Origin of the sequence: Tsukamurella sp. TY48, from assembly GCF_019656655.1 — a bacterium.
Lineage (GTDB): Bacteria > Actinomycetota > Actinomycetes > Mycobacteriales > Mycobacteriaceae > Tsukamurella > Tsukamurella strandjordii.
Genome location: NZ_BPMV01000001.1, coordinates 1,333,104 through 1,353,193 on the forward strand (window position 1 = coordinate 1,333,104; position 20,090 = coordinate 1,353,193).

Consider the following 20,090-nt stretch of genomic DNA (forward strand, 5'->3'; position numbering starts at 1 on the left):
TCCGCGGATCGGCGCAGTCAGGCGTCGGTGATCTTCAGGCCGTCGGTGAGGGTCCGGACATCGCCGCGCAGGTCGTTCGCCTGCTTGTCGGTGGTGGTCACCAGGAGCTGGACCGCCAGGCGCTGATCCTTGGTGCTGTGGATGACGTAGGTCGAGGAGACGGCGAGCCGGCGGCCCTTACCGTCGTCGTAGCTGCCGCTGATCGTCGACGAGGGGTCGCCGTCGCGGGTGCCCACCTGCACGGCGTCCTGCCGGAATCCGAGGTACCGCGTGGTGTCAACGGGGCCGCGGCGGACCGCTTCGGCGGGATCGACATCGCCGGTGAGCCGGTGCACGAGCACGGTGGCGTTCGGTGTGAAACCGTCGCTGGTGGCGCGGGTGTTGGCGATCACCGCGAAGGTGTTCGGGAGCTGGAAGGCACTGTCGACGAACCAGTTCGGTGGCTGCTGGACAGCGATGCGCACACCCTTGAGGTCGGCGGCGGTCTGCGCGACCACGGTGACCCCGTGCGATTTGAGGTACTCGTCGAGGGTCATATCGGTCGCGGCGGAGGCGCTCGTGGGCGCCTCGTCGCCGGACCCCGAGCATCCTCCGGCGGCGAGAAGCGCGACCGCCACCACGGCGGAGAGCGTGCGGCGCACTACTTCTCCTTGCCGAGCGTGACGCCGATGAGGCCGCCGATCGTGCCGACGGCGAGGTTCGCGGCGCCGCCGATGCCGCCACCGATCGTGCGCCCGATGAGCTCGGCCGTCGGTCCGACGATCCGGGGCAGTCCCGGGACGTCGAACGGGGATGCGCCGACCTTGCCGATGAGCTCGCCGACCGCTGCGCCCAGCGTGGGGAACTGCGTCGCGGCGCCGACCACGGCGCCTGCGGGGCCGGCCTGTCCGGCACCCTTGAGCGCGGCGTCGGCGGAGGCCCGCAGCGCGGCGAGCAGCGGGGTGCCGGAGGTCGCGGAATCGATACCGCCGCCGATGATCCCACCGATGTCGCCGCCCGCGGCGGCGGCCTTGAAGCCGCCGGTGAGTGCGTCGCCGACCACATCGCCCACAACACCGCCGATCGATCCGCCGATGCGGGCGCCGGCGTAGGGCAGGCCCGCGGCGAGGAAGGGCACCAGGACCACGCCGACGCCGGTGACCGAGGCGGCAGCGGAGGCGACGGCGGCCAGCGAGGTTCCGATCGCGCCGCCGACCGCCGTGCCGGTGGCTCCGGCCACGGTCTTGGACAGCGGCACGAGCACCTGCTCGGCGGAGGTGAGGACAGCGCCGCCGACGCCCGGCAGGCTGCGGGCCAGCTCCGTGGTCAGCCCCTTGACCGTGGCACCCGCGATGCCGAGGCCGCCGCCGATCAGGTCCAGTCCGTGGTTCCAGCCGATCAGCTCGCCCGCCGCACCCTCGACCGTACCGGCGGCCACCGCCGCGATCGCGGAGCCGAGCGAGGAGCCCAAGGTCCGTGCGGGAGTGGCGAAATCGGCGCCACCGACCACGCCGACCACGCCGCCCGCACCGGTGCCGAGGAGGCCGCCCACCGCGCCACCGAGGGACTGTGCGAGCTGCACGAACGGGCTCTGCGGGGCCGGGACGGTCGTGGCAGTGCCCGAGCCCGCGGACGGTGTGATCGTCGGCTTCGACGCATCCGCCGACGTCGCGCCGTCGGACGGTGCGGTGGCGCCGGTCGCCGGCGACGCGGTCGCCTCGGTCTTGGGCGCCTCGGTCGTGGCCGTCTCGGTCTTCGGCGTCTCGGTCTTCGGCGCCTCAGTCTTGGGCGCCTCGGTCTTGGGCGTCTCGGTCTTGGGCGTCTCGGTCTTGGGCGTCTCGGTCTTGGGCGTCTCGGTCTTGGGGGGTTCGGTCTTGGGGGTTTCGGTCTTGGGGGTTTCGGTCTTCGGACCGTCCGTCGATTCGGTCGCGGACGATCCGGCCGTCGAGGCCCCGGCCTTGGGGGTGTCGGTTTTCGGTTCGTCGGCGGTGGGCGCATCGGCCGTGGCCGGCCCGGCCGCGGCACCGGTGTCGCCGGAGCCCGCGGCGGCGGCCCCCTTGGAATCGTCTGCGGTGGAGGATGATCCGGACGAATCCGCGCCGGACGAGGCGCCGGCACCGTCGGTCGGATCACCCGCGGTGAGGACGTATTCGACGGTCGGCGCCGCGCGCTCCGCGGTCGGCGGGGCCACGAGCTGGGCACCCACCACCCCGACCACGGTGGCGGCGGCGAGCACCGATGTCAGCGCGCCACTACGGATGGACTTCCACGTCTTCAGCTGCATGAGCGCCCCAGGGTATGAGAGGACCGGCACGGGAGATGAGCCTCCGCGACGGCATCGCCGGAGACCCGAGTTCCGAAGGCCGGCACCGCGTTTCGCTGTGCAATATCAACAACCAAGGTTGCTGTTCGGCCAACGTTGGTAACCCTAAGGCCGGAACCCCGCGGCCGCTACCCGTGGACGCTGTGAGGACCGTCTCACCACCGGGCGGTCCGCCCGGACGTGCGGCCTAGACGATGGCGCGGCGCACGATCGTCTCGTCGCGGCCCGGGCCCACGCCGATGCACGAGATGTGCGCGCCCGAGAGCTCCTCGAGCCGCAGCACGTAGTTCTGCGCGTTCTGCGGCAGCTCCTCGAACGTGCGGCAGCCGGAGATGTCCTCCCACCAGCCGGGCATCGTCTCGAAGATCGGCTTCGCGTGGTGCACCTGCGACTGGGTGGTGGGCATCTCGTCGTAGCGGACGCCGTCGATCTCGTAGGCCACGCAGATCGGCACGTTCTCGATCGAGCTGAGCACGTCGAGCTTGGTGAGGAAGTAGTCGGTGATGCCGTTGACGCGGGTGGCGTACCGGGCGATCACGGCGTCGAACCAGCCGCAGCGCCGCGCGCGGCCGGTGGTCACGCCCACCTCGCCGCCGTGCTTGGCCAGGTACTCGCCCCACTCGTCGAAGAGCTCCGTGGGGAACGGACCCGAGCCCACGCGGGTGGTGTACGCCTTGAGGATGCCGAGCACCGTGGTGATCCGGGTGGGACCGATACCCGAGCCCACCGACGCGCCGCCGGAAGTGGGGTTCGACGAGGTGACGAACGGGTAGGTGCCGTGGTCGACGTCGAGCAGGGTGCCCTGCGAGCCCTCCAGCAGCACCGTCTCCCCGCGCTCGAGCGCCAGGTTCAGTTCCAGCCGGGTATCGGCGATGCGGTGCTTGAAGCTCTCCGCGAGCTCCAGCGTCTCGTCGACCACCTGACGCGGGTCGAGCGCGCGACGGTTGTAGATCTTGGTGAGCACCTGGTTCTTGAACTCCAGTGCCGCTTCGACCTTCTGCGTGAGGATCGACTCGTCGAGCACGTCCTGCGCCCGCACGCCCACGCGGGCGATCTTGTCCTGGTAGCAGGGACCGATGCCGCGACCGGTGGTGCCGATCTTCTTGTTGCCGAGGAAGCGCTCGGTGACCTTGTCGATCGCCACGTGGTACGGCATCAGCAGATGCGCATCGGCCGAGATCAGCAGGTTCGAGGTATCCACATCGCGGGCCTCCAGTCCGTCGAGCTCCTGCAGCAGGACCGACGGATCGACCACCACGCCGTTGCCGATGACGTTCTTCACGCCCGGGGTCAGAATGCCCGACGGGATGAGGTGGAGTGCGAACTTGTCGCCGTTCGGGAGGACCACGGTATGGCCGGCGTTGTTGCCGCCCTGGTACCGCACCACCCACTGGAGCTTCTCCCCCAGGAGGTCGGTGGCCTTTCCCTTACCTTCGTCGCCCCACTGGGCGCCGATCAGCACGATCGCGGGCATGAACGATCTCCTTCCGGCTCACAATCCAGCACTGGATTCACCTCGAATTCTTGTGAGCCGTACTGCGACCTTACAGTAGGTGCGGTGAGCTCCGTGACCCAGAGCACCGTCGTGCTGCGTGCGCCAGACGTCCGTATCCCCGGAAGTCTGCGCGACCTCGAGACCGTCACCGTCGACCTGGATTCGGTCAAGGCCGAACTCAAGAAGAAGATGCCGTACCCCAAGCGACTCGTCGTGGCCGGCCCGGACGAGCTGCTCGCGGCCGTGATCGCGCGGCTGCTCGCGGCCGAGCGGCTCGACGTGGAGGTGGCCTTCGCGCCGTCCGAGAACTCGCGGGCGTCGGCGATCTACCCGCCGGGCGATCCGCTGACCGGCGCGCCGCGCTCGGTGCCGCTGATCCGCGACGACCGCGGCTTCGTGCTGGTGGGCCAGGCCCGGATCACCGGACCCGACGGTGGGCCGCTGACCGGCGAGACCTTCGTGGATTCGGAGAAACTGTTCACCGGGCAGGCGAAGGCGATCATCGTCGAGCCCACCGGCGAGGGGGCCGGCGTGCGGGCGCGGCTCGCCAAGGGCATGCGCCGCAAGTGGGTGACCGGACGCGCCGCACAGACCGGCGGCCTGGAGCTCGTGGTGACCCGCGACGGCCGCACCGATCCGACGGTGGTGACCCGCTCGACCTTCTACCGGCACACCGACGACTGGCTGCTGATCAGCTGATTCAGGTGGGCTGCTCGGGCTTGGGACGCGCGCGCAGCACCGCGATCGCCGAGGTGCGCTTGAGGCCCGCGACCTGCAGCAGGTCGACGATCGTCGAGCGCAGCTGCGCGTAGATCACCATCTCGTTGAGCGAGCCGCCGTCCTCGACGTGCAGCTGGTTCGCGCGCCGCGCCGCCGACCGCAGCACGCGGGCCGCGTCCGCCTGATCGGGCTTCGCGCCCGGCTCCGCCAGCACAACGTCCCGCAGGATCTTGAACGACTCGGCGAGCCTGCCGACCTCGGTGATCAGCGCCGGGTCGATCCGCTCGCCCTCCTGGTTCGAGGCGATCGCGCGCCGCGCCATCACCCGGATGTTGCGCACCGCGTTGTCCAGCGGATCGGCGATCGCCTGCAACCGGTCCATCCGGCCGCGGGAGCTCCAGAACACCGGCGAGACCTTGGCGATCTCGATGCCGCCCGCCAGATCGGCGGTCAGCTGGTCCAGATCGGGCTGGGTGGAGCGGGCGGTCTCCAGGGCCCAGTCCAGCGAGGAACGGTCACCGTCGGTCAGTCCGGCCGCGATGGAGGCCACCACGCGGCGCATGGTGTCGAGCACCTTCGCGGCGTCCTTGCGGGGCCGGCGCGCGGGGTTGTTCGGGATCAGCGCGGCGATCACCACGCCCACGAGTCCGCCGATGAGGGCGTCGAGCATGCGGTTCCAGCTGGCCGCCGAGCCGGGCGGCAGCAGCGTGGCGATGAGGACCGCGGACGAGGCGGCCTGCATCGGCACCAGGGGCCCGCGATCGGCCAGCACGGCGACCGACATCGCGATCGCCACCACGAGGGCCAGCTGCCACGGTCCGGTGCCGATCTGGCTGACCAGCAGGTCTCCGACGCCGATACCCACGGTGACGCCGCCGACGAGTTCGAGCGACCTGCGCAGCCGCTGGGTGAGCGAGAGTCCCAGCGAGATGACCGCGGCGATCGGCGCGAAGAAGGGCGAGACGTGCCCGACCAGGTCGTTCGCGATGTACCAGGCGATGCCCGCGGCGAGCGCGCACTGCAGGATCGGCAGCTTGGAACTCCACAGCCGCCGGGTGCGGCTCTGGATGACCTGCGGCAGCTCGTTGTGCCGCCGCCGGAGGCGACTAGTCGGCGAGGCCGAGCCGGCCGGCGGCTTCGGGGTCACTGTCGTTCAACAGGTCGAGGCAGCGGAGGTACTCGTCCTCTTCACCGATGGTCTTGGCGGCGAGTGCGAGCGCCGCGACCGCCCGCAGGAAGCCGCGGTTGTTCTCGTGGCTGTACGGGACGGGGCCGAAGCCCTTCCAGCCCTGCCGCCGCAGCTGGTCCAGGCCGCGGTGGTAGCCGGTGCGGGCGTACGCGTACGCCGCGACGGGCTGGCCATCGGCGAGGGCGGCCTCCGCGAGCGTGGCCCAGGCCAGCGAGGACGTGGGGTTCTCGGCCGCGACCTCGACCGCCGGGCGGCCCTTGGTCAGCTGCAATTCGGGTTCCTCGTCGATGTCGAGGAGCACCGGGGGCGGGCCGAGGAGATCACCGAACGACGTCATGGTCCCAGTCTTGCACGAGGGCGGGCGGCTAGTCTGTCAGGTGTTCCGCACGCGGCGTGCCGACTGCGGAGGACGTTCGACGGTGACTGAGGGGATGGCTGATCAATGGCGCGGGATTCATACCGGCGGGCGTTCTCGCGAGTGCGGGATCAGGTGGCACCGCGGGTCTCCGAAGGCGCCAAGAACGCGTACTCCGCCTATCGCACGTTCCGCGAGACGCGGGAGGCGGCTCGTCCGGACGCCCGCGCCACGAATGCCGCGAAGGCGCTCGGCAGCGCCCCCGGCGACGCGGTGACGCCCTCGCATTCCGATTCGCTCGCCGAGCTCGTCGAGTCCGCGGCGCCGCCCGCCGCGCCGAGCGAGGCCGAGACCACCGCGTTCGCCGCGGCCGCGAAGCCCGACGAGGCCGACGCGGCTCAGTCCGGCGAGGCTCAGGCCGAGGAGGAGCCGGCGCGCTCCCAGGCCGTCAGCGCCTCCGAGGCCGAGACCCGGGTGATCCCCGTGGCCCAGCGCGCCGGCGCCGCGAAGGACGAGGAGCCCGAGGCTCAGGACTCCGCCGAGACCGAGGAATCGACGGAATCCGCGGAGACCGAGAACGAGGCCGCCGCGCCGAGCGAAGCCGAGACCCGGGCCATCCCGGTGGTGCAGCGCGATCAGGTCGAGCACGACGACACCGCGACTCCCGACGAGGCCGACTCGGAGCCGGAGACCGCCGACGAGGCCGACGAGGCCGACGAGGCCGACGAGGCCGACGAGGCCGACGAGGAGGCAGCGAAGCAGACGGCCGAGGCGCCCTCGCCGCTGCGCACCGTGGGACCGGTCGCCTCCGCACCCGTCGTGGCGACCGAGGACGCGGCCGCCGACGACGCGGACACCCCGGATGACGTCGCCGAGGACGAGGACGCAGCCGACGAGCCCGAGGCCGCAGCCGACGACGCGGAGGACACCGCGCCGGACACGGCCGCACCGTCACCGCTGCGGACCGTCGGCCCCGCCGCGACCGTGCCTTCGACGGCCGCCGACGCCGACGCGACCGACCCCGACCCCGACCCCGATGACGAGGCCGAGGCCGAGGCCGAGGCGCCCGCACCGGAGGACGACGCCGAAGCCGCGACCGAGGCGATCCCCGTCGTCGAGCGGCCCGCTACCGAGGCGCCCGCACCGGAGGAGGACGCCTCCGAGTCTGAGGACACCACTGACGAGGCGGCCACCGAGGCCATCCCCGTCGCGACTGCGCAGCCCGACCAGGCGGTCATCGACACCGAGCGGAACGAGCTGCCGGACGCGACGCCCGCGACCGAGATGATCCCGCTGTCCGGTGCCTCCGCTGCCGCGGCGGCACCCACCGAGCAGGCCCCGGTGCCGGCGACGCCGGACGCGCCGCCCGCACCCGCCGCCGAGCGGTCGGTCCCCGAGTACTACGCGCCCACCGCGCAGGGCACCACGCCGCCGGAGAAGTCGGGCGGTCGCACCAAGTGGATCGTGGCGGCCGCAGTGGTGGTGATCGCCGCGATCGTCGCCGCGGTGCTGCTGCTGACCGGTGGCGGCGGCACGACCGATCCGTCGGACCCGCGCCAGCAGGCGGCCGCCGCGACCACCTCCTTCGTCGGCGCCGTCAACAGCGGCGATCTCACTGCACTGCGCGAGCAGACCTGCGGCGCCGCGAAGCAGTACTACGACGGGATCGAACCCGACGAGTTCCAGCGGGTGCACACGAACGCCAAGGCCGACGGCCTGCTCCCCGAGCTCGACAGCCTGCAGGCCGTCGCCATCCAGGACGATCGCGCCGAGGTCCAGGTCGAGGTGCACTACTCCGGCCAGCCCGACGCCAAGGTGAAGAACACCCTGAACCTGTCCAAGGACGGCGGCGGGGCCTGGAAGGTGTGCACGCAGATGGGCGCCCCATGACCTCGCCCTCGGACCACCCCACGCGGCGCACCGGACGCCCGGCCGACGCGGCGCCCCCGGCGAGCGGCCCGGGCCCGCAGCAACCCCCGGCACCGTCCACGCAGGCGGCCCCGATGCGCAAGCCGAGCCCGGCACCGTCGGCCCCGAAACTGGCCTACTCGGAAGTGCCGCAGCCGCAGGCACCGTCGAACACCGAACAGATCGCGCGCGGCTCGTCCCGGATCAAGCCGCCGCCGCGCACCCCGCGCAGCCCGGCCCGGCCCGGACAGCCCGCGCCGCAGCGACAGATCGCCCCGAACGCCGAGACCATGCGCCGGCCGCTGCCGCCGCAGGCTGCGGAGCCCGCACGGCCCGCCGCTCCTGCACCGCAGGCTCCCGCGCCCGCCGCGGCGGCCGCCCCGGCGGAACCGGCGCCGCAACCGCACCCGGCCCCCCACGCACGACCGCGGCTCACCGGCCCGGAATGGGCGGCGGCCGCGGTCATGGTGTTCCTGGTGCTGGCCGTGGTCGTGGGCGTGGCCCTGGCCTAGCGGGTACTACTTCGCGCTGATCGACTTCCCGGCCGAGTGCAGGTCGTTGCAGGCCTCGACGACACGCTCGGCCATCGAGGTCTCGGCCTTCTTCAGGTACGCGCGCGGGTCGTAGGTCTTCTTGTTGCCCACCTCGCCGTCGATCTTCAGCACACCGTCGTAGTTGCTGAACATGTGGCCGGCCACCGGGCGGGTGAAGGCGTACTGGGTGTCGGTGTCGACGTTCATCTTCACCACGCCGTAGCTCAGCGACTCCTCGATCTCGCTCTTGAGCGAGCCCGAGCCACCGTGGAAGACGAAGGAGAAGGGCTTGCTGCCCTCGGGCAGGCCCAGCTTCTCCGAGGCCACGGCCTGGCCGTCGCGGAGCACCTCGGGACGCAGCTTGACGTTGCCCGGCTTGTACACGCCGTGGACGTTGCCGAAGGTGGCGGCCAGCAGGTAGCCGTCGGCCCCCAGGGCGTCGACGGTCTTGCCGAAGTCCTCGTTGCTGGTGAACAGCTTGTCGTTGATCTCGTTCTCGACGCCGTCCTCCTCGCCGCCGACCACGCCGATCTCGATCTCCAGGATGATGTTGGCGGCCTTGCACTTGGCCAGCAGCTCCTGGGCGATCTCCAGGTTCTCGTCGAGCGGCACGGCCGAGCCGTCCCACATGTGCGACTGGAACAGCGGGTTCTGGCCGTTGTTCACCCGCTCCTGCGAGATCTCGATGAGCGGGCGGACCAGGCCGTCCAGCTTGTCCTTGGGGCAGTGGTCGGTGTGCAGCGCGACCGTGACGTCGTACTTCGCGGCCACCACGTGCGCGAACTCGGCCAGCGCCACGGCACCGGTCACCATGTCCTTCACGCCCAGGCCCGAGCCGAACTCCGAGCCACCGGTCGAGAACTGGATGATGCCGTCGCTGCCGGCGTCGGCGAAGCCCTTGATGGCCGCGTTGATCGTCTCGCTCGACGTGCAGTTGATGGCGGGGAAGGCGTAACCGCCCTTCCGAGCGCGGTCCAGCATCTCCCGGTAGGCCTCGGGGGTTGCGATGGGCATGTCTATGTCCTCCTGAGCGGTCTGCGTTACTTCAGTGTCAGACTATCGCCATGGAGCTCGCAGTTGGGCTGGTCGCCCTGGTAGCGACCGTTCTGGTGGTCAGTGCGTTCTGCGACAGACTCGGTCTGGCCGCGCCGCTGGTGCTCACCGTGATCGGTATCGCCGCCTCGTTCATCCCGCAGATCCCCGAGGTGCCGCTGCACCCGGATGTGGTTCTGCTGGGCCTGCTTCCACCGTTGCTGTACGCCGCGGCGTCGCGGGCCTCGCTGGTGGATTTCAAGGAGAACATCCGCCCGATCGGCATGCTCTCGGTGGGCCTGGTGCTGTTCACCGCGGCCGCCGTGGGCGTGGTCACGTCCTGGCTGCTGGACATCCCGTTCGCCGCGGGACTGGCGCTGGGCGCCATCGTCGGGCCGCCCGATGCGGTGGCCGCGACCGCCGTGGGCCGCCGCATCGGCCTGCCCCGCAAGGTGACCACTCTGCTCGAGGGTGAATCGCTGTTCAACGACGCCACCTCCATCGTGCTGCTGCGCACGGCGATCGCCGCGGTGGCCGGGACCATCGGCTTCTGGCAGGTGCTCGGCTCGTTCGCGCTCAGCGCTGTGGGCGGTGTCGCGGTGGGCGTGCTGGCCGCGATGCTGATCCGCTACGCGCTGCGCCGGGTCACCGATCCGATCCTCACCACGGGCATCACGCTGATCAGCCCGTGGATCGCCTACCTGCCGGCCGAGCACATCCACGCCTCGGGCGTGGTGTCGGTGGTGGTGGCCGGGCTGATCGTCGGCTTCTGGGCCCCCACCGATCAGACGGCGGTGGGCCGGATGTCGGCGCGGATCAACTGGAGCACGGTGCAGTTCCTGTTGGAGAACGCCGTCTTCCTCTTGATCGGCCTGCAGATGCGCACCATCTTCGAGGGCGCCGACGCCTCGCCGATCGGCTGGCCGCTGATCCTCACCACCTGCGCCGCCGTCATGGTGACCGTGATCTTGGCGCGGATGGTCTTCTGCGCGCCCGCCGCGCTCGTCGCGGTCCGGGTGGACGAGACCGCCCAGCGACTCAACGTGGGCGAGGTGACGGTGCTGTCCTGGGCGGGGATGCGCGGGGTGGTCACCCTGGCGGCGGCGTTCATCCTCCCGCTCGACTTCCCCGACCGGGAGGTGCTGCTGTTCGCCGCCATGACGGTGGTGGCCGGCAGCCTGCTGATCCAGGGCTCGACGCTGCCCGCGCTGGCCCGGGTGCTGCACGTGCGCGGCCCCAACGCCCGCACCGACGCCCTGCAGCAGGCCGTGGTGATGCGCTCGGCCATCAACGCCGGCCTGGAGCGGCTCGACCAGATCGAGGCGAGCCCGCAGAACACCGTCCCCGCGCCGGTGATCGACGGGATCCGCGAGCGCGCCATCAGCCGCGAGCGCTCCTTCTGGGAGCGGCTCGGCCCGGAATCCCACGACACCCCGGCGGCGCAGGTCCGCGAGGTGCGCTTGCAGATGCTCGACGCCGAGCGCGCGGAGGTGCTGCGGCTGCGCGACAACGGGCAGGGCGACCACGAGGTGCTGGAGCAGGTGCTGGCGATGCTCGACGTCGAGGAGGCCATGCTCACCGTCTCGGCGAACCGCAGCGAGCGCGTGGCCGTGGCCGAACTGCTGACCCCGCCGTGGACGTCCGACGAGTGCGATCACCTCCGTGTGTCCGATTCGTTCAACGATCCGATTCCGCTGAGCGAGAACTGCCTCGAATGCGTCGCGGCGGGCGAGAATCCCGTGGCCCTGAGACTGTGCCTGACCTGCGGACACGTGGGTTGTTGCGATAGCTCCGAGGGCAAGCACGCCACGGCCCATCACGAGCACACCAACCACCCCGTGATCCGCAGTTTCCAGCCCGGGGAGTCCTGGCGCTGGTGTTACATCGACGAACTACTCAAATAGACCCGGTATCCTTGCCAGGTGTATTTCAATGACCTGACGCTGGCCTCTTCGACCACCCTTCAGGCCTTCTCGATCTCGGACATCACCGATCCGGTGGCCGTCCTCAACGCCTTCGGGCCGATCGCGCTCGTGGGTCTGCTGCTGGTCGTGTTCATCGAGTCCGGCGTGCTGTTCCCCGTGCTCCCGGGCGATTCGCTGCTGTTCGTCGCCGGGCTGCTGACCGCCGCCGGCACCGGCGCCGCGGTCGGCGAGGCCACCTACACGGGCTCGGCGATGTCGCTGCCCGTGCTGCTGATCGGCGTCCCGATCGCCGCGATCCTCGGCTCGCAGGTGGGTTACTTCATCGGTCGCTTCGGCGGCGAGAAGCTGTTCAAGCCCGACGCCCGCTTCCTCAAGACCAAGTACCTCGACGAGTCGCACGAGTTCTTCGAGAAGTACGGCCCCGCCACCCTGGTGCTGGCCCGCTTCGTGCCCTTCGTGCGCACCTTCGCGCCCGTGGCTGCCGGCGCCGCGCACATGAACTACGTCAAGTTCGTCATCTGGAACGCCATCGGCGCCATCATCTGGGGCGACGGCATCCTGTTGCTCGGCGTCTGGCTGGGCCAGATCGACTGGGTGCGCGACAACATCGACAAGATCTTCATCGGCATCGTGCTGGTGTCGGTGCTCCCGATCGTCTGGGGCGTCGCGAAGAAGTACCTGTCCGACCGCCGCGCGAACTCCTCCGCCAGCGCGTAGGCCGCCGTGCTCGAATTCGTCCAGAACGCCGGGCCGGTGATGATCTGGCTCGTCGTGGCCGGGTTCGTCTTCGCCGAGTGCGCCTTCATCATCGGTCTGTTCCTCCCCGGTGATTCCCTGCTGCTCACCGCCGGCCTGGCCATGGCCACCACCGGCCACTCGGCGGCCTCGGTGTGGGGTCTGGCGCTGGCCGCCTTCCTCGCCGCCATCGCGGGCAACCACGTGGGCTACGGGATCGGCGAGAAGATGGGCGATCACGTGCTCGCCAAGCAGGACGGGCGCTACCTCAACGCGAACAACCTGCACCGGGTCAAGGAACTGATGGACAAGCACGGCTTCTTCTCCGTGCTCATCGCCCGGTGGATCCCGTGGGTCCGCACCCTGTGCCCGCTGGTCGCGGGCGCGGTGGGCATGGACAAGCGCAAGTTCACCATCGCCTCGATCCTCGGCTCGCTGATCTGGGCCCCCTTCCTGCTCCTGGTGGGCTACTACGCGTCGTCGGCGCTGCAGGACTACAAGTGGGTCCTGGACTGGGCGCTGCGCGGCATGATCGTGATGCTGATCGTGGGCACGATCGTCGGGATCGTGGGCTACCGGCGCGAGATGGCCAAGCCGAACGTCTCCGTCGATCTCGAGGACTAGTGACCGTCCTCCAGGCGCGCGACCTGTCCGTCGCCTACGCCGATCGCAGCCTGTTCTCCGGCCTCGACCTGGTGATCGCCCCCGGCGAGGTGGTCGGGCTGGTCGGCGCCAACGGGGCCGGGAAGTCGACGCTGCTCAAGCTCCTCGCCGGGCAGCACGCCGCCGGCGGACCGGACGTGACGGGCACCGTCGAGAAGTCCCCCGTCGATGCGCAGGTGGGCTACCTCGCGCAGGAGCCCGAGCGGAGGCCGGGCGAGACCGTCACCCGGTTCGTGGCGCGCCGCACCGGCGTCGCGGCCGCGGAGGAGACGATGAACGCCGCGGCGGAAGCGCTCGCCGACGATCCGTCCGAGGACAACTACACGCCCGCCCTCGACCGCTGGCTCGCGCTCGGCGGCGCCGACCTCGACCAGCGGCTGGCCGCGATCCTCACGGACGTCGGGCTGCCGGATCCGGACGCGGAGATGACGGGACTGTCCGGTGGGCAGGCCGCCCGCGCGGGCCTGGCAGCAGTGCTCGCCTCGCGGTACGACGTGCTGCTGCTCGACGAGCCGACCAACGATCTCGACCTGGCCGGCCTGGAGCTGCTGGAGCGGTTCGTGGCCGATGCCGCGACCGCGATCGTGGTGGTCTCGCACGACCGGGAGTTCTTGGCGCGCACCGTGACCACTGTGGTTGAGCTGGATCTGGCACAGCAGCAGATCGGCGTGTACGGCGGTGGCTACGCGGCCTATCTGACCGAACGTGAGGTGGCCCGGCGGCATGCCCGCGAGGAGTACGAGCAGTACGCCGGCAAGCTCTCCGATCTCCAGGACCGCGCCCAGATGCAGCGGAACTGGATGGAACACGGCGTGCGGAACGCACGCCGGAAGATGAAGAACGGGGACCCCGATAAGGCGGGCCGGAAGGCGCGGTTGGAGTCCACGGAGAAGCAGGCGTCGAAGGCCCGGCAGACCGAGCGGGCCATCGAGCGGCTCGACGTGGTCGAGGAACCGCGCAAGGAGTGGGAGCTGCGGATGGAGATCGCCGCCGCCCCGCGCAGCGGCACCGTCGTGGCCACCCTGTCCGGCGCCACCGCGGAGTTCCCGCGGCTCACCGTCGGGCCGATCACGGCGTCGGTCCAGTTCGGCGACCGCATCCTGCTGACGGGGCCGAACGGGGCCGGCAAATCGACGCTGCTGTCGCTGCTGCTGGGCCGCCGGTCGCCCGATACCGGATCGGCATCGCTCGGCTCCGGCGTCGAGATCGGCGAGATCGACCAGGCGCGTGGGCGTTTCCTCGGCGACGACGCGCTACTGGACGCGTTCTGCGCCGAGGTCCCCGACACCCCGCCCGCCGATGTACGCACCCTGCTCGCGAAGTTCGGACTGCGCGGGCACCACGTGCTGCGACCCGCATCGTCGCTGTCACCGGGCGAACGCACCCGCGCCGCGCTGGCACTGCTGCAGGCCCGCGGCGTGAATCTGCTGGTGCTCGACGAGCCCACCAACCACCTCGACCTACCCGCGATCGAGCAATTGGAGCAGGCCGTGGAATCCTTCGACGGCACCGTGATCCTGGTGACCCACGATCGCCGCATGCTCGACACCGTGCGCGCCACCCGCCGCTGGCGGATGGACGCCGGGCGGCTCAGCGAGGACTAGGCCCGGGCGAGCGCCGCGGCGGCCTCCATGGCCATCCAGCCGCCGATCTGCACCGAGAGGTCGCGCTCCGGCGTTTCGCTGGAACGCACTGTGCCACCGGTGAAGTAGGCCGCCTGGCCGGTAGAGCCCGGAATGCGAGCATCGCGGGTCCAGTCGGCGCTGAAGAGCACCTTGCCGTCCACCTCGCGGGCGCCGCGCCATGCCGCCTCCGCGGAGGCGAAGACGATCTCGGCGGCGGCGTCGCGCACGTCGTCGGTGCCGGGGCCGCCGCGCAGCTGCACCGCCGCGAGCGCCAGGTAGCGGATCAGGATGCCGTTGAACAGGCCGCCGTCGCCGCCGTCGCCACCGGCGATCACGTGCCTCTCCGTCATCCGCCGGGACACCGCGGCGATCAGCTTCGCGACCCGCTGGGCGTGCTCCGGATCGTCGTCGGCGGAGAGCTCGGTGTCGAGTCCGATGGTGACGCCCTGGCAGTAGGTGTACTTCTCCGGGTACAGCTTTCCGTTCTCGGGATCGTCGTAGCTGCCGTCGACGCCGTCGTTGATGAGCCCGGTCTCGGGGTCCAGTAGGCGCCGGTACAGCCAGTCGGCGGTCTCCTCCGCGCGCTCGAACTCCCCCATCCGCGCCAGGTAGATCCCGGCGGGTCCGTTCGCCGGTGCGTTGAGGAACAGTCCCGTGGTGCGCCACGGAATACCGCCGCCCGCCTCGGGCACCCACGCCTTGAGGAAGGTGCCGGTCAGGGTGCGCAGCCGCCGGGCCGCGTTCACGCCCGCGTACCGCTGCGCCCGCTCCAGGGCGAGCCCCATCCACGCCATATCGTCGTAGTAGGAGTTGGTGACGCGCAACAGGTTCCGGAGCCGGTGCCCGCGCGCCAGCTCGACCACCAGCTTGCGGGTGCTGGGCGCGCCGTCGCGGATGTAGGCGTCGACCGCCACGTCCAGCAGGTGCGCCTGCCACCAGTAGTTCCAGCTCAGCAGCAGCGCGTCGCGCCGGGTGGGCGGGTACGCCGGGATCCCGAGCCGGGTTCCCGGAATCCCCCACACCGGGCGGACGTGCCGGTCCACCACCGCGGACTGCGCCGCCGCCGCGCGCTGGTTCCATTCCACCGCCGTCGTCATACCCACATCAGACCATGGTTAGCCGACCGAAGTCTGAGCGGACGGCGAGATTTCTGTCGCAGTTCGGGCCCGGACGGCCTCGGCTCGCTCTACCAGGCGGCGTCGAGGTCGGCGTGCTCGCGCACCCAGGCGTGCATGGCGATCCCGGCGGCCACACCCACGTTGATCGACCGGGTCGATCCGAACTGGGCGATCGACACCGTGGTCCCGGCGATCTGCCGGGCGTCGCCGGACACGCCGGGCCCCTCCTGCCCGAACAGCAGCACGCACCGTCGGGGCAGCGAGCCCCGCTCCAGCGGCACCGATCCGGGCTGGTTGTCGACGGCCACGATGGGAAGCTCGCGCTCCGCGCACCAGGCCGCGAAGGCCTCGGCGTCGGGGTGGTGCCGGATGTGCTGGTAGCGGTCGGTCACCATGGCACCCCGTCGATTCCACCGCTTGCGGCCGATGATGTGCACGGCCTTCGCGCCGAAGGCGTTGGCGGTGCGCACCACGGTGCCGATGTTCGCGTCGTGGCCGAGGTTCTCGATGGCCACCTCGAACGGATGCCGGCGGGTGTCCAGGTCGGCGACGATGGCCTCGCGCGTCCAGTACCGGTAGCCGTCGACCACGTTGCGGCGGTCGCCGTCGGCGAGCAGCTCGGGGTCGTACTTCGGGTCCTGCGGTGGTTCGGTTCCGTACTCGTCGCGCCAGGGTCCGAGCCCGACGGTGTGCGGTCCGGGCACGCCGGTCACCCACTCGGTGGGACCGAGGTCGGACTCGCTCACGGGCTCGGTCAGAGTCCGAGATCGGCGAGGCCGAGCACCGAGCGGTACTCGAGGCCCTCCGCCGCGATCACGGTGGCGGCGTCGGTCTCGCGGTCCACCACGGTGGCCACACCCACGACCTCGGCGCCGATCTCACGCAGCGCGCGCACCGCCGTGAGCGGCGAGTTGCCGGTGGTGGTGGTGTCCTCGACCACGAGGACGCGCTTGCCGACCACGTCGGGGCCCTCCACCTGCCGCTGCATGCCGTGCGCCTTGGCGGCCTTGCGGACCACGAAGGCGTCGATCGGGCGGCCGGGTGCGTGCATCACGGAGGTGGCCACCGGATCGGCCCCCAGGGTGAGTCCGCCGACCGCGGCGAAGTCCCAGTCGGCGGTGAGCTCGCGCAGCAGGCGGCCGATCAGCGGCGAGGCCTCGTGATGCAGCGTTGCGCGGCGCAGGTCCACGTAGTAGTCGGCCTCGCGACCGCTGGAGAGCGTGACCTTGCCGTGCACCACCGCGAGCTCGCGCACCAGTTCGGCGAGTCGGCTCTTGGCCGCCGGATCGAGAGCGCTCACCGTCGGGACTCCGAGCGCACCGGAACGGGCTGGCCCGGATCGCGGGGGCCGCCCGAGGTGACCACGCGGGCGTGGCCCTCCGGCGGGAGCACGCGGAGCAGGTCGCCGAAGCGGCGCACGGCCTCGAGGGCCTCGTCGAGATCGTCGGGATCGTCGGTGGCGGGCATCTGGCCCAGCGTCCAGGCGCCCTCGTTCCACAGTGACTCGATGTGGGCGGGCACCTGTTCGGCGAAGGTGATCATGCGGCGGTCGGCCACCCGGCGGCCCACCTCGGCGTTGTTGGTGTACAGGATCCGCGGTCCCAGGGCGCCCAGGGGCTCCATCCCGGGCTCGGTCGGCGGGTGCGCGTTCTCGGGGCGCAGGTCGAGCAGGGCGCCCGACGTGGCGCCGCGGTGCACGGCGGCGATGGTGGCGCTCTCGGCCAGGTCGAAGACGTAGGCGTTGGCACCGAAGTAGGTGCCGTGCGCCACGTCGACCACCGGCGGATCGCCGGGCATCGCCATGCCACCGCGGTGGAACTCGTCCTTGAGCGACGGGTCCTTCGCGGTGTAGACGAACTCGCGGCTCTCGGCCCAGGCCGCGCGCTCGGAGTGGACATTCGGCGTGTGCCCGCGGTCGTACCAGATGAGAGCAGCGGCGAGCGCCGCGCAGACCACCGCGAGGATCAGGAACACTACGTACGACATCGCCACCTACAGTAGCCGGTCGGTCGGCGGTTTCACCCGACCGATGGGGTACCGGCCACGGAGATCTGACCGGCATAGATGGCCAGCGCCGAGGAACCGTCGGCGCTCACCTGGATCATCACGACGTCGCCCACCTTGAGATCGGTGAGCTTGCCGCCGTGCGTGGTGGTCACCTGCGTCTCCGGTCCGGTCCGGAGTTCGACGGTGTTCCCGCCGGGCGCCGAGCGCACCTTGACCACCGACGAATCGATGCTGAGGATCGCTCCGATCACCTCGCGACCAGGCGTAATCGCAACACCGGAGACCTTCTGATTCACCGGCACACCGGCCGAGGAGGCCGCGGGCGCAGCCCGGCGCACGCTGCCGAGTTCGGAGGAGATGTGCAGGCTGTAGGCGATGCCGGCACCGACCACGCCGATACCGATGAGGCTGAGGATCGTGGCGAGCCAGGGGCCGCGGGACCGCGGTTCGTCGGTCATGCGCCACCTCCTCGCACCGTGTCGATCCTCCTCATTCCATGGTGCACGTGCTCCCGTGCCACCCCTGCAGAAACTAAGCCCCGTGTCTGAGATGCACCTGTGAATGGGGCGGGCGAATCACTATGACCCCCGCTAGCGTTGTCGGCGTGGCCGCTTTCCGCAGGTTCTGGCCGCCCCGCGAGCTCACCGAGGGCGAGGCGCCGGACGCACGATTCACCCTCGCCAACGAACGCACCTTCCTGGCCTGGATCCGCACGTCACTGGGCCTGATCGCCGCCGCGGTCGGGTTGGAGGCCTTCGCCCCGGAGGTGGTGCCCGAGGCGGTGCGCACCCCGCTGGTGGTGGTGCTGCTGGTCCTCGCCGCGCTACTCGCCGGGTACGCCTTCCGACGGTGGCTGCGCGTCGAGGGAGCCATCCGCACCGGCCGAGCACCCGGCGGCTCCCCCGCCACGGTGGTGCTCGCTGCGGCGATCGCCGCAGCGGGCCTGGTGCTGGCCGCCGCGATCGCCTTCACATGAGCGCCCCGTCGACCCTTGCGACGGAGCGCACGCAGCTCGCCCGGGTCCGCACTGTGATGGCGCTGGTGCTGGTGGCGGCGCTGGTGGGACGGCTGACGCTCGGTGGGCGGGCGTGGGCGGCGATCCTCTGTGCGGCCGTCGCGGTGGTGGGGCTGGGACTGGCGGTGCGGCTCGGCCGGGCGCCGACGGGGGCCGGACGCGCCCTGCTCCTGTCCGGCGCGGTGGTGGTGCTGGCGTCCGCCGCTGGACTCGGGCTGATCTGACGGCGTGCGTTTCCGGCCGACTCGTGCCACGTTGGAAAGTGACCCCAACGAAACGAGGAGCCACGCATGTCCGACACCGTCAGCACCGCGATCTTCGCCAGCCCGTCCCGCTACGTGCAGGGCCGAGGCGCTCTCGACTCCCTCGGCGAGCACGTCGCCAAGCTGGGGTCCACTCCCCTGATCGTGAGTGACGACACCGTGTGGGGCATCGTGCAGGACGGGGTGAGCGCCAGCTTCGACGCCGCCGGGCTCGCCGTGACGCGGGTGCCCTTCAAGCAGTTCGCGACGCCGGCCGCGGTGGACGAGCTGGTGGCGACGATCAGCTCCGGCGGCCACGACGTGATCCTCGGCGTGGGCGGCGGGTCCGCGATCGACGCCGCGAAGGCCGCCGGGCACCTCGCCGGCATCCGCTGGGTGAGCGTTCCCACCGCCGCCTCGTCCGACGCGCCCACCTCGACGCTCGCCGTGATCTACACGGAGACGGGCGAATTCCTGGAGTACCGCTTCTTCCCACGGAACCCGGACCTGGTGCTAATCGACACCCAGCTGGTGGCGAACGCCCCGGTGAGCCTGCTGGTGGCGGGCATCGGCGATGCGCTGGCCACCTGGATCGAGGCCCGCGCCACGCGCCGCGGACGGGGCACCACGATGGCGGGCGGTCGCCCCACCCGCGCGGGCACCGCGCTCGCCGAGCTGTCGTGGGACATCCTGTGGGAGAACGCACTCCTGGCGATCGACGCCGTCCGCAGCAAGGTGGTGACCCCGGCGCTGGAATCGGTGGTGGAGGCGAACACGCTGCTCTCCGGCCTCGGCTTCGAGTCCGGCGGTCTCGCCGCCGCGCACGCGATCCACAACGGTCTCACCGCCGCGCCGCAGACGCACGGCCTCACTCACGGTCAGAAGGTGAACATCGGCTCGGTCACGCAGCTGGTGCTGGAGGGGGCACCGTCGGTGGAGATCGAGGACTTCATCGAGTTCACCACGCAGGTGGGACTTCCCAACTCGCTCACCGAGATCGGCCTCACGCCCGAGAACACCACCGAGCTGGAGGCCATCGCCGAGGCCGCGACCGCCGCGGCGGAGACCATCCACAACCTGCCCTCGCCGGTGACGCCCGCGCAGGTCGTCGACGCCCTCAAGGCCGTGGAGGCCATCTCCCGTCGCGTGCGCATCGAGCGCGGTCTCCCCGAGCCGGTGAAGTACATCGCCCCCCACTGACCTCACATCTTCGGTGCCGAATTGCG

At 71.1% G+C, this 20,090-nt stretch carries 21 protein-coding genes; 10 read left to right on the forward strand and 11 right to left on the reverse strand.

Annotation, left to right across the window (positions count from 1 at the left end; translation table 11 throughout):
• Positions 1 to 17 precede the first annotated feature (17 nt).
• The 3 genes from TTY48_RS06600 to TTY48_RS06610 all read right to left on the reverse strand — a co-directional run bounded on the left by TTY48_RS06600 (position 18) and on the right by TTY48_RS06610 (position 3,776).
• Positions 18 to 641 carry an LpqN/LpqT family lipoprotein gene (locus TTY48_RS06600; RefSeq protein WP_220656735.1) on the reverse strand — a complete coding sequence of 208 codons (624 nt, stop codon included), beginning with the start codon at positions 639 to 641 and terminating at the stop codon, positions 18 to 20.
• Positions 641 to 2,263: a hypothetical protein gene (locus tag TTY48_RS06605; protein ID WP_220656736.1), complete on the reverse strand. Its 1,623-nt coding sequence runs from the start codon at positions 2,261 to 2,263 to the stop codon at positions 641 to 643. The genes TTY48_RS06600 and TTY48_RS06605 overlap by 1 nt, the downstream gene beginning before the upstream one ends.
• A gap of 226 nt (positions 2,264 to 2,489) precedes the next feature.
• Entirely contained in the window at positions 2,490 to 3,776 is a 1,287-nt protein-coding gene (locus tag TTY48_RS06610; protein WP_220656737.1) for an adenylosuccinate synthase, read from the reverse strand.
• Between the two features lie 84 nt (positions 3,777 to 3,860).
• Here TTY48_RS06610 and TTY48_RS06615 point away from each other — a divergent pair, with 84 nt between their 5' ends.
• Positions 3,861 to 4,496, forward strand: coding sequence for a hypothetical protein (locus TTY48_RS06615; protein ID WP_220656738.1), 636 nt, complete (start codon positions 3,861 to 3,863; stop codon positions 4,494 to 4,496).
• 1 nt (position 4,497) lies between these two features.
• On the opposite strand, the gene TTY48_RS06620 is transcribed toward TTY48_RS06615, so the two are convergent.
• Together TTY48_RS06620 and TTY48_RS06625 are read right to left on the reverse strand one after the other, a co-directional pair.
• The gene (locus TTY48_RS06620; RefSeq protein ID WP_220656739.1) at positions 4,498 to 5,664 is read right to left on the reverse strand and encodes an aromatic acid exporter family protein; all 1,167 of its coding nucleotides are present in this window, start codon (positions 5,662 to 5,664) and stop codon (positions 4,498 to 4,500) included.
• The gene (locus TTY48_RS06625) at positions 5,624 to 6,043 is read right to left on the reverse strand and encodes a DUF3151 domain-containing protein (protein WP_220656740.1); all 420 of its coding nucleotides are present in this window, start codon (positions 6,041 to 6,043) and stop codon (positions 5,624 to 5,626) included. Before TTY48_RS06625 ends, TTY48_RS06620 begins: the two co-directional genes overlap by 41 nt.
• Before the next feature lie 105 nt (positions 6,044 to 6,148).
• On the opposite strand from TTY48_RS06625, the gene TTY48_RS06630 reads away from it, so the two are divergent.
• Together TTY48_RS06630 and TTY48_RS06635 are read left to right on the forward strand one after the other, a co-directional pair.
• A complete protein-coding gene (locus tag TTY48_RS06630) occupies positions 6,149 to 7,951 on the forward strand; it encodes a hypothetical protein (protein WP_220656741.1) in 1,803 nt (600 codons plus the stop codon).
• Positions 7,948 to 8,481 carry a hypothetical protein gene (locus TTY48_RS06635; protein WP_220656742.1) on the forward strand — a complete coding sequence of 178 codons (534 nt, stop codon included), beginning with the start codon at positions 7,948 to 7,950 and terminating at the stop codon, positions 8,479 to 8,481. The genes TTY48_RS06630 and TTY48_RS06635 overlap by 4 nt, the downstream gene beginning before the upstream one ends.
• 6 nt (positions 8,482 to 8,487) lie before the next feature.
• On the opposite strand, the gene fbaA is transcribed toward TTY48_RS06635, so the two are convergent.
• The gene (gene fbaA, locus TTY48_RS06640; RefSeq protein WP_220656743.1) at positions 8,488 to 9,516 is read right to left on the reverse strand and encodes a class II fructose-bisphosphate aldolase; all 1,029 of its coding nucleotides are present in this window, start codon (positions 9,514 to 9,516) and stop codon (positions 8,488 to 8,490) included.
• 50 nt (positions 9,517 to 9,566) lie between these two features.
• Between fbaA and TTY48_RS06645 the strand changes: the two genes are divergently transcribed.
• The 4 genes from TTY48_RS06645 to TTY48_RS06660 are packed head-to-tail and all read left to right on the forward strand — an operon-like array spanning position 9,567 to position 14,461.
• Positions 9,567 to 11,438 carry a Na+/H+ antiporter gene (locus TTY48_RS06645; protein WP_220656744.1) on the forward strand — a complete coding sequence of 624 codons (1,872 nt, stop codon included), beginning with the start codon at positions 9,567 to 9,569 and terminating at the stop codon, positions 11,436 to 11,438.
• 18 nt (positions 11,439 to 11,456) lie between these two features.
• Entirely contained in the window at positions 11,457 to 12,176 is a 720-nt protein-coding gene (locus TTY48_RS06650) for a DedA family protein (RefSeq protein ID WP_220656745.1), read from the forward strand.
• Between the two features lie 6 nt (positions 12,177 to 12,182).
• Positions 12,183 to 12,818, forward strand: a complete 636-nt coding sequence (locus TTY48_RS06655; RefSeq protein WP_220656746.1) for a DedA family protein — start codon at positions 12,183 to 12,185, stop codon at positions 12,816 to 12,818.
• Complete coding sequence (locus TTY48_RS06660) at positions 12,818 to 14,461, forward strand: ABC-F family ATP-binding cassette domain-containing protein (protein ID WP_220656747.1); 1,644 nt, start codon at positions 12,818 to 12,820, stop codon at positions 14,459 to 14,461. The genes TTY48_RS06655 and TTY48_RS06660 overlap by 1 nt, the downstream gene beginning before the upstream one ends.
• On the opposite strand, the gene TTY48_RS06665 is transcribed toward TTY48_RS06660, so the two are convergent.
• From TTY48_RS06665 to TTY48_RS06685, 5 genes are all read right to left on the reverse strand, one after another.
• On the reverse strand, positions 14,458 to 15,579 hold the full coding sequence (locus tag TTY48_RS06665; protein WP_220656748.1) for a glycoside hydrolase family 76 protein: 1,122 nt from the start codon (positions 15,577 to 15,579) through the stop codon (positions 14,458 to 14,460). The two genes, TTY48_RS06660 and TTY48_RS06665, sit on opposite strands and share 4 nt — an antisense overlap.
• An 89-nt stretch (positions 15,580 to 15,668) precedes the next feature.
• Positions 15,669 to 16,346: an RNA methyltransferase gene (locus TTY48_RS06670; protein WP_220656749.1), complete on the reverse strand. Its 678-nt coding sequence runs from the start codon at positions 16,344 to 16,346 to the stop codon at positions 15,669 to 15,671.
• 8 nt (positions 16,347 to 16,354) lie between these two features.
• On the reverse strand, positions 16,355 to 16,900 hold the full coding sequence (pyrE, locus tag TTY48_RS06675; RefSeq protein ID WP_220656750.1) for an orotate phosphoribosyltransferase: 546 nt from the start codon (positions 16,898 to 16,900) through the stop codon (positions 16,355 to 16,357).
• Entirely contained in the window at positions 16,897 to 17,586 is a 690-nt protein-coding gene (locus TTY48_RS06680) for a hypothetical protein (protein WP_220656751.1), read from the reverse strand. The genes pyrE and TTY48_RS06680 overlap by 4 nt, the downstream gene beginning before the upstream one ends.
• A gap of 32 nt (positions 17,587 to 17,618) precedes the next feature.
• Positions 17,619 to 18,065 (reverse strand): hypothetical protein, encoded by a 447-nt coding sequence (locus tag TTY48_RS06685; protein ID WP_220656752.1) that lies wholly within the window; start codon positions 18,063 to 18,065, stop codon positions 17,619 to 17,621.
• 122 nt (positions 18,066 to 18,187) lie between these two features.
• Here TTY48_RS06685 and TTY48_RS06690 point away from each other — a divergent pair, with 122 nt between their 5' ends.
• The 3 genes from TTY48_RS06690 (at position 18,188) to TTY48_RS06700 (ending at position 20,064) form a co-directional block, all read left to right on the forward strand.
• Positions 18,188 to 18,583, forward strand: a complete 396-nt coding sequence (locus tag TTY48_RS06690) for a YidH family protein (RefSeq protein ID WP_220656753.1) — start codon at positions 18,188 to 18,190, stop codon at positions 18,581 to 18,583.
• Complete coding sequence (locus tag TTY48_RS06695) at positions 18,580 to 18,846, forward strand: DUF202 domain-containing protein (RefSeq protein WP_220656754.1); 267 nt, start codon at positions 18,580 to 18,582, stop codon at positions 18,844 to 18,846. The genes TTY48_RS06690 and TTY48_RS06695 overlap by 4 nt, the downstream gene beginning before the upstream one ends.
• Before the next feature lie 66 nt (positions 18,847 to 18,912).
• Positions 18,913 to 20,064 carry a glycerol dehydrogenase gene (locus TTY48_RS06700; RefSeq protein ID WP_220656755.1) on the forward strand — a complete coding sequence of 384 codons (1,152 nt, stop codon included), beginning with the start codon at positions 18,913 to 18,915 and terminating at the stop codon, positions 20,062 to 20,064.
• Positions 20,065 to 20,090 lie beyond the last annotated feature (26 nt).

Coding starts and splice junctions, on each gene's coding strand:
- TTY48_RS06605 (WP_220656736.1), bottom strand. CDS start 2,263: ATGCAGCTGAAGACGTGGAAGTCCATCCGTAGTGGCGCGCTGACATCG.
- TTY48_RS06695 (WP_220656754.1), top strand. CDS start 18,580: ATGAGCGCCCCGTCGACCCTTGCGACGGAGCGCACGCAGCTCGCCCGG.
- TTY48_RS06685 (WP_220656752.1), bottom strand. CDS start 18,065: ATGACCGACGAACCGCGGTCCCGCGGCCCCTGGCTCGCCACGATCCTC.
- TTY48_RS06700 (WP_220656755.1), top strand. CDS start 18,913: ATGTCCGACACCGTCAGCACCGCGATCTTCGCCAGCCCGTCCCGCTAC.
- TTY48_RS06625 (WP_220656740.1), bottom strand. CDS start 6,043: ATGACGTCGTTCGGTGATCTCCTCGGCCCGCCCCCGGTGCTCCTCGAC.
- TTY48_RS06635 (WP_220656742.1), top strand. CDS start 7,948: ATGACCTCGCCCTCGGACCACCCCACGCGGCGCACCGGACGCCCGGCC.
- TTY48_RS06610 (WP_220656737.1), bottom strand. CDS start 3,776: ATGCCCGCGATCGTGCTGATCGGCGCCCAGTGGGGCGACGAAGGTAAG.
- TTY48_RS06690 (WP_220656753.1), top strand. CDS start 18,188: ATGACCCCCGCTAGCGTTGTCGGCGTGGCCGCTTTCCGCAGGTTCTGG.
- TTY48_RS06665 (WP_220656748.1), bottom strand. CDS start 15,579: ATGACGACGGCGGTGGAATGGAACCAGCGCGCGGCGGCGGCGCAGTCC.
- TTY48_RS06645 (WP_220656744.1), top strand. CDS start 9,567: ATGGAGCTCGCAGTTGGGCTGGTCGCCCTGGTAGCGACCGTTCTGGTG.
- fbaA (WP_220656743.1), bottom strand. CDS start 9,516: ATGCCCATCGCAACCCCCGAGGCCTACCGGGAGATGCTGGACCGCGCT.
- TTY48_RS06630 (WP_220656741.1), top strand. CDS start 6,149: ATGGCGCGGGATTCATACCGGCGGGCGTTCTCGCGAGTGCGGGATCAG.
- TTY48_RS06680 (WP_220656751.1), bottom strand. CDS start 17,586: ATGTCGTACGTAGTGTTCCTGATCCTCGCGGTGGTCTGCGCGGCGCTC.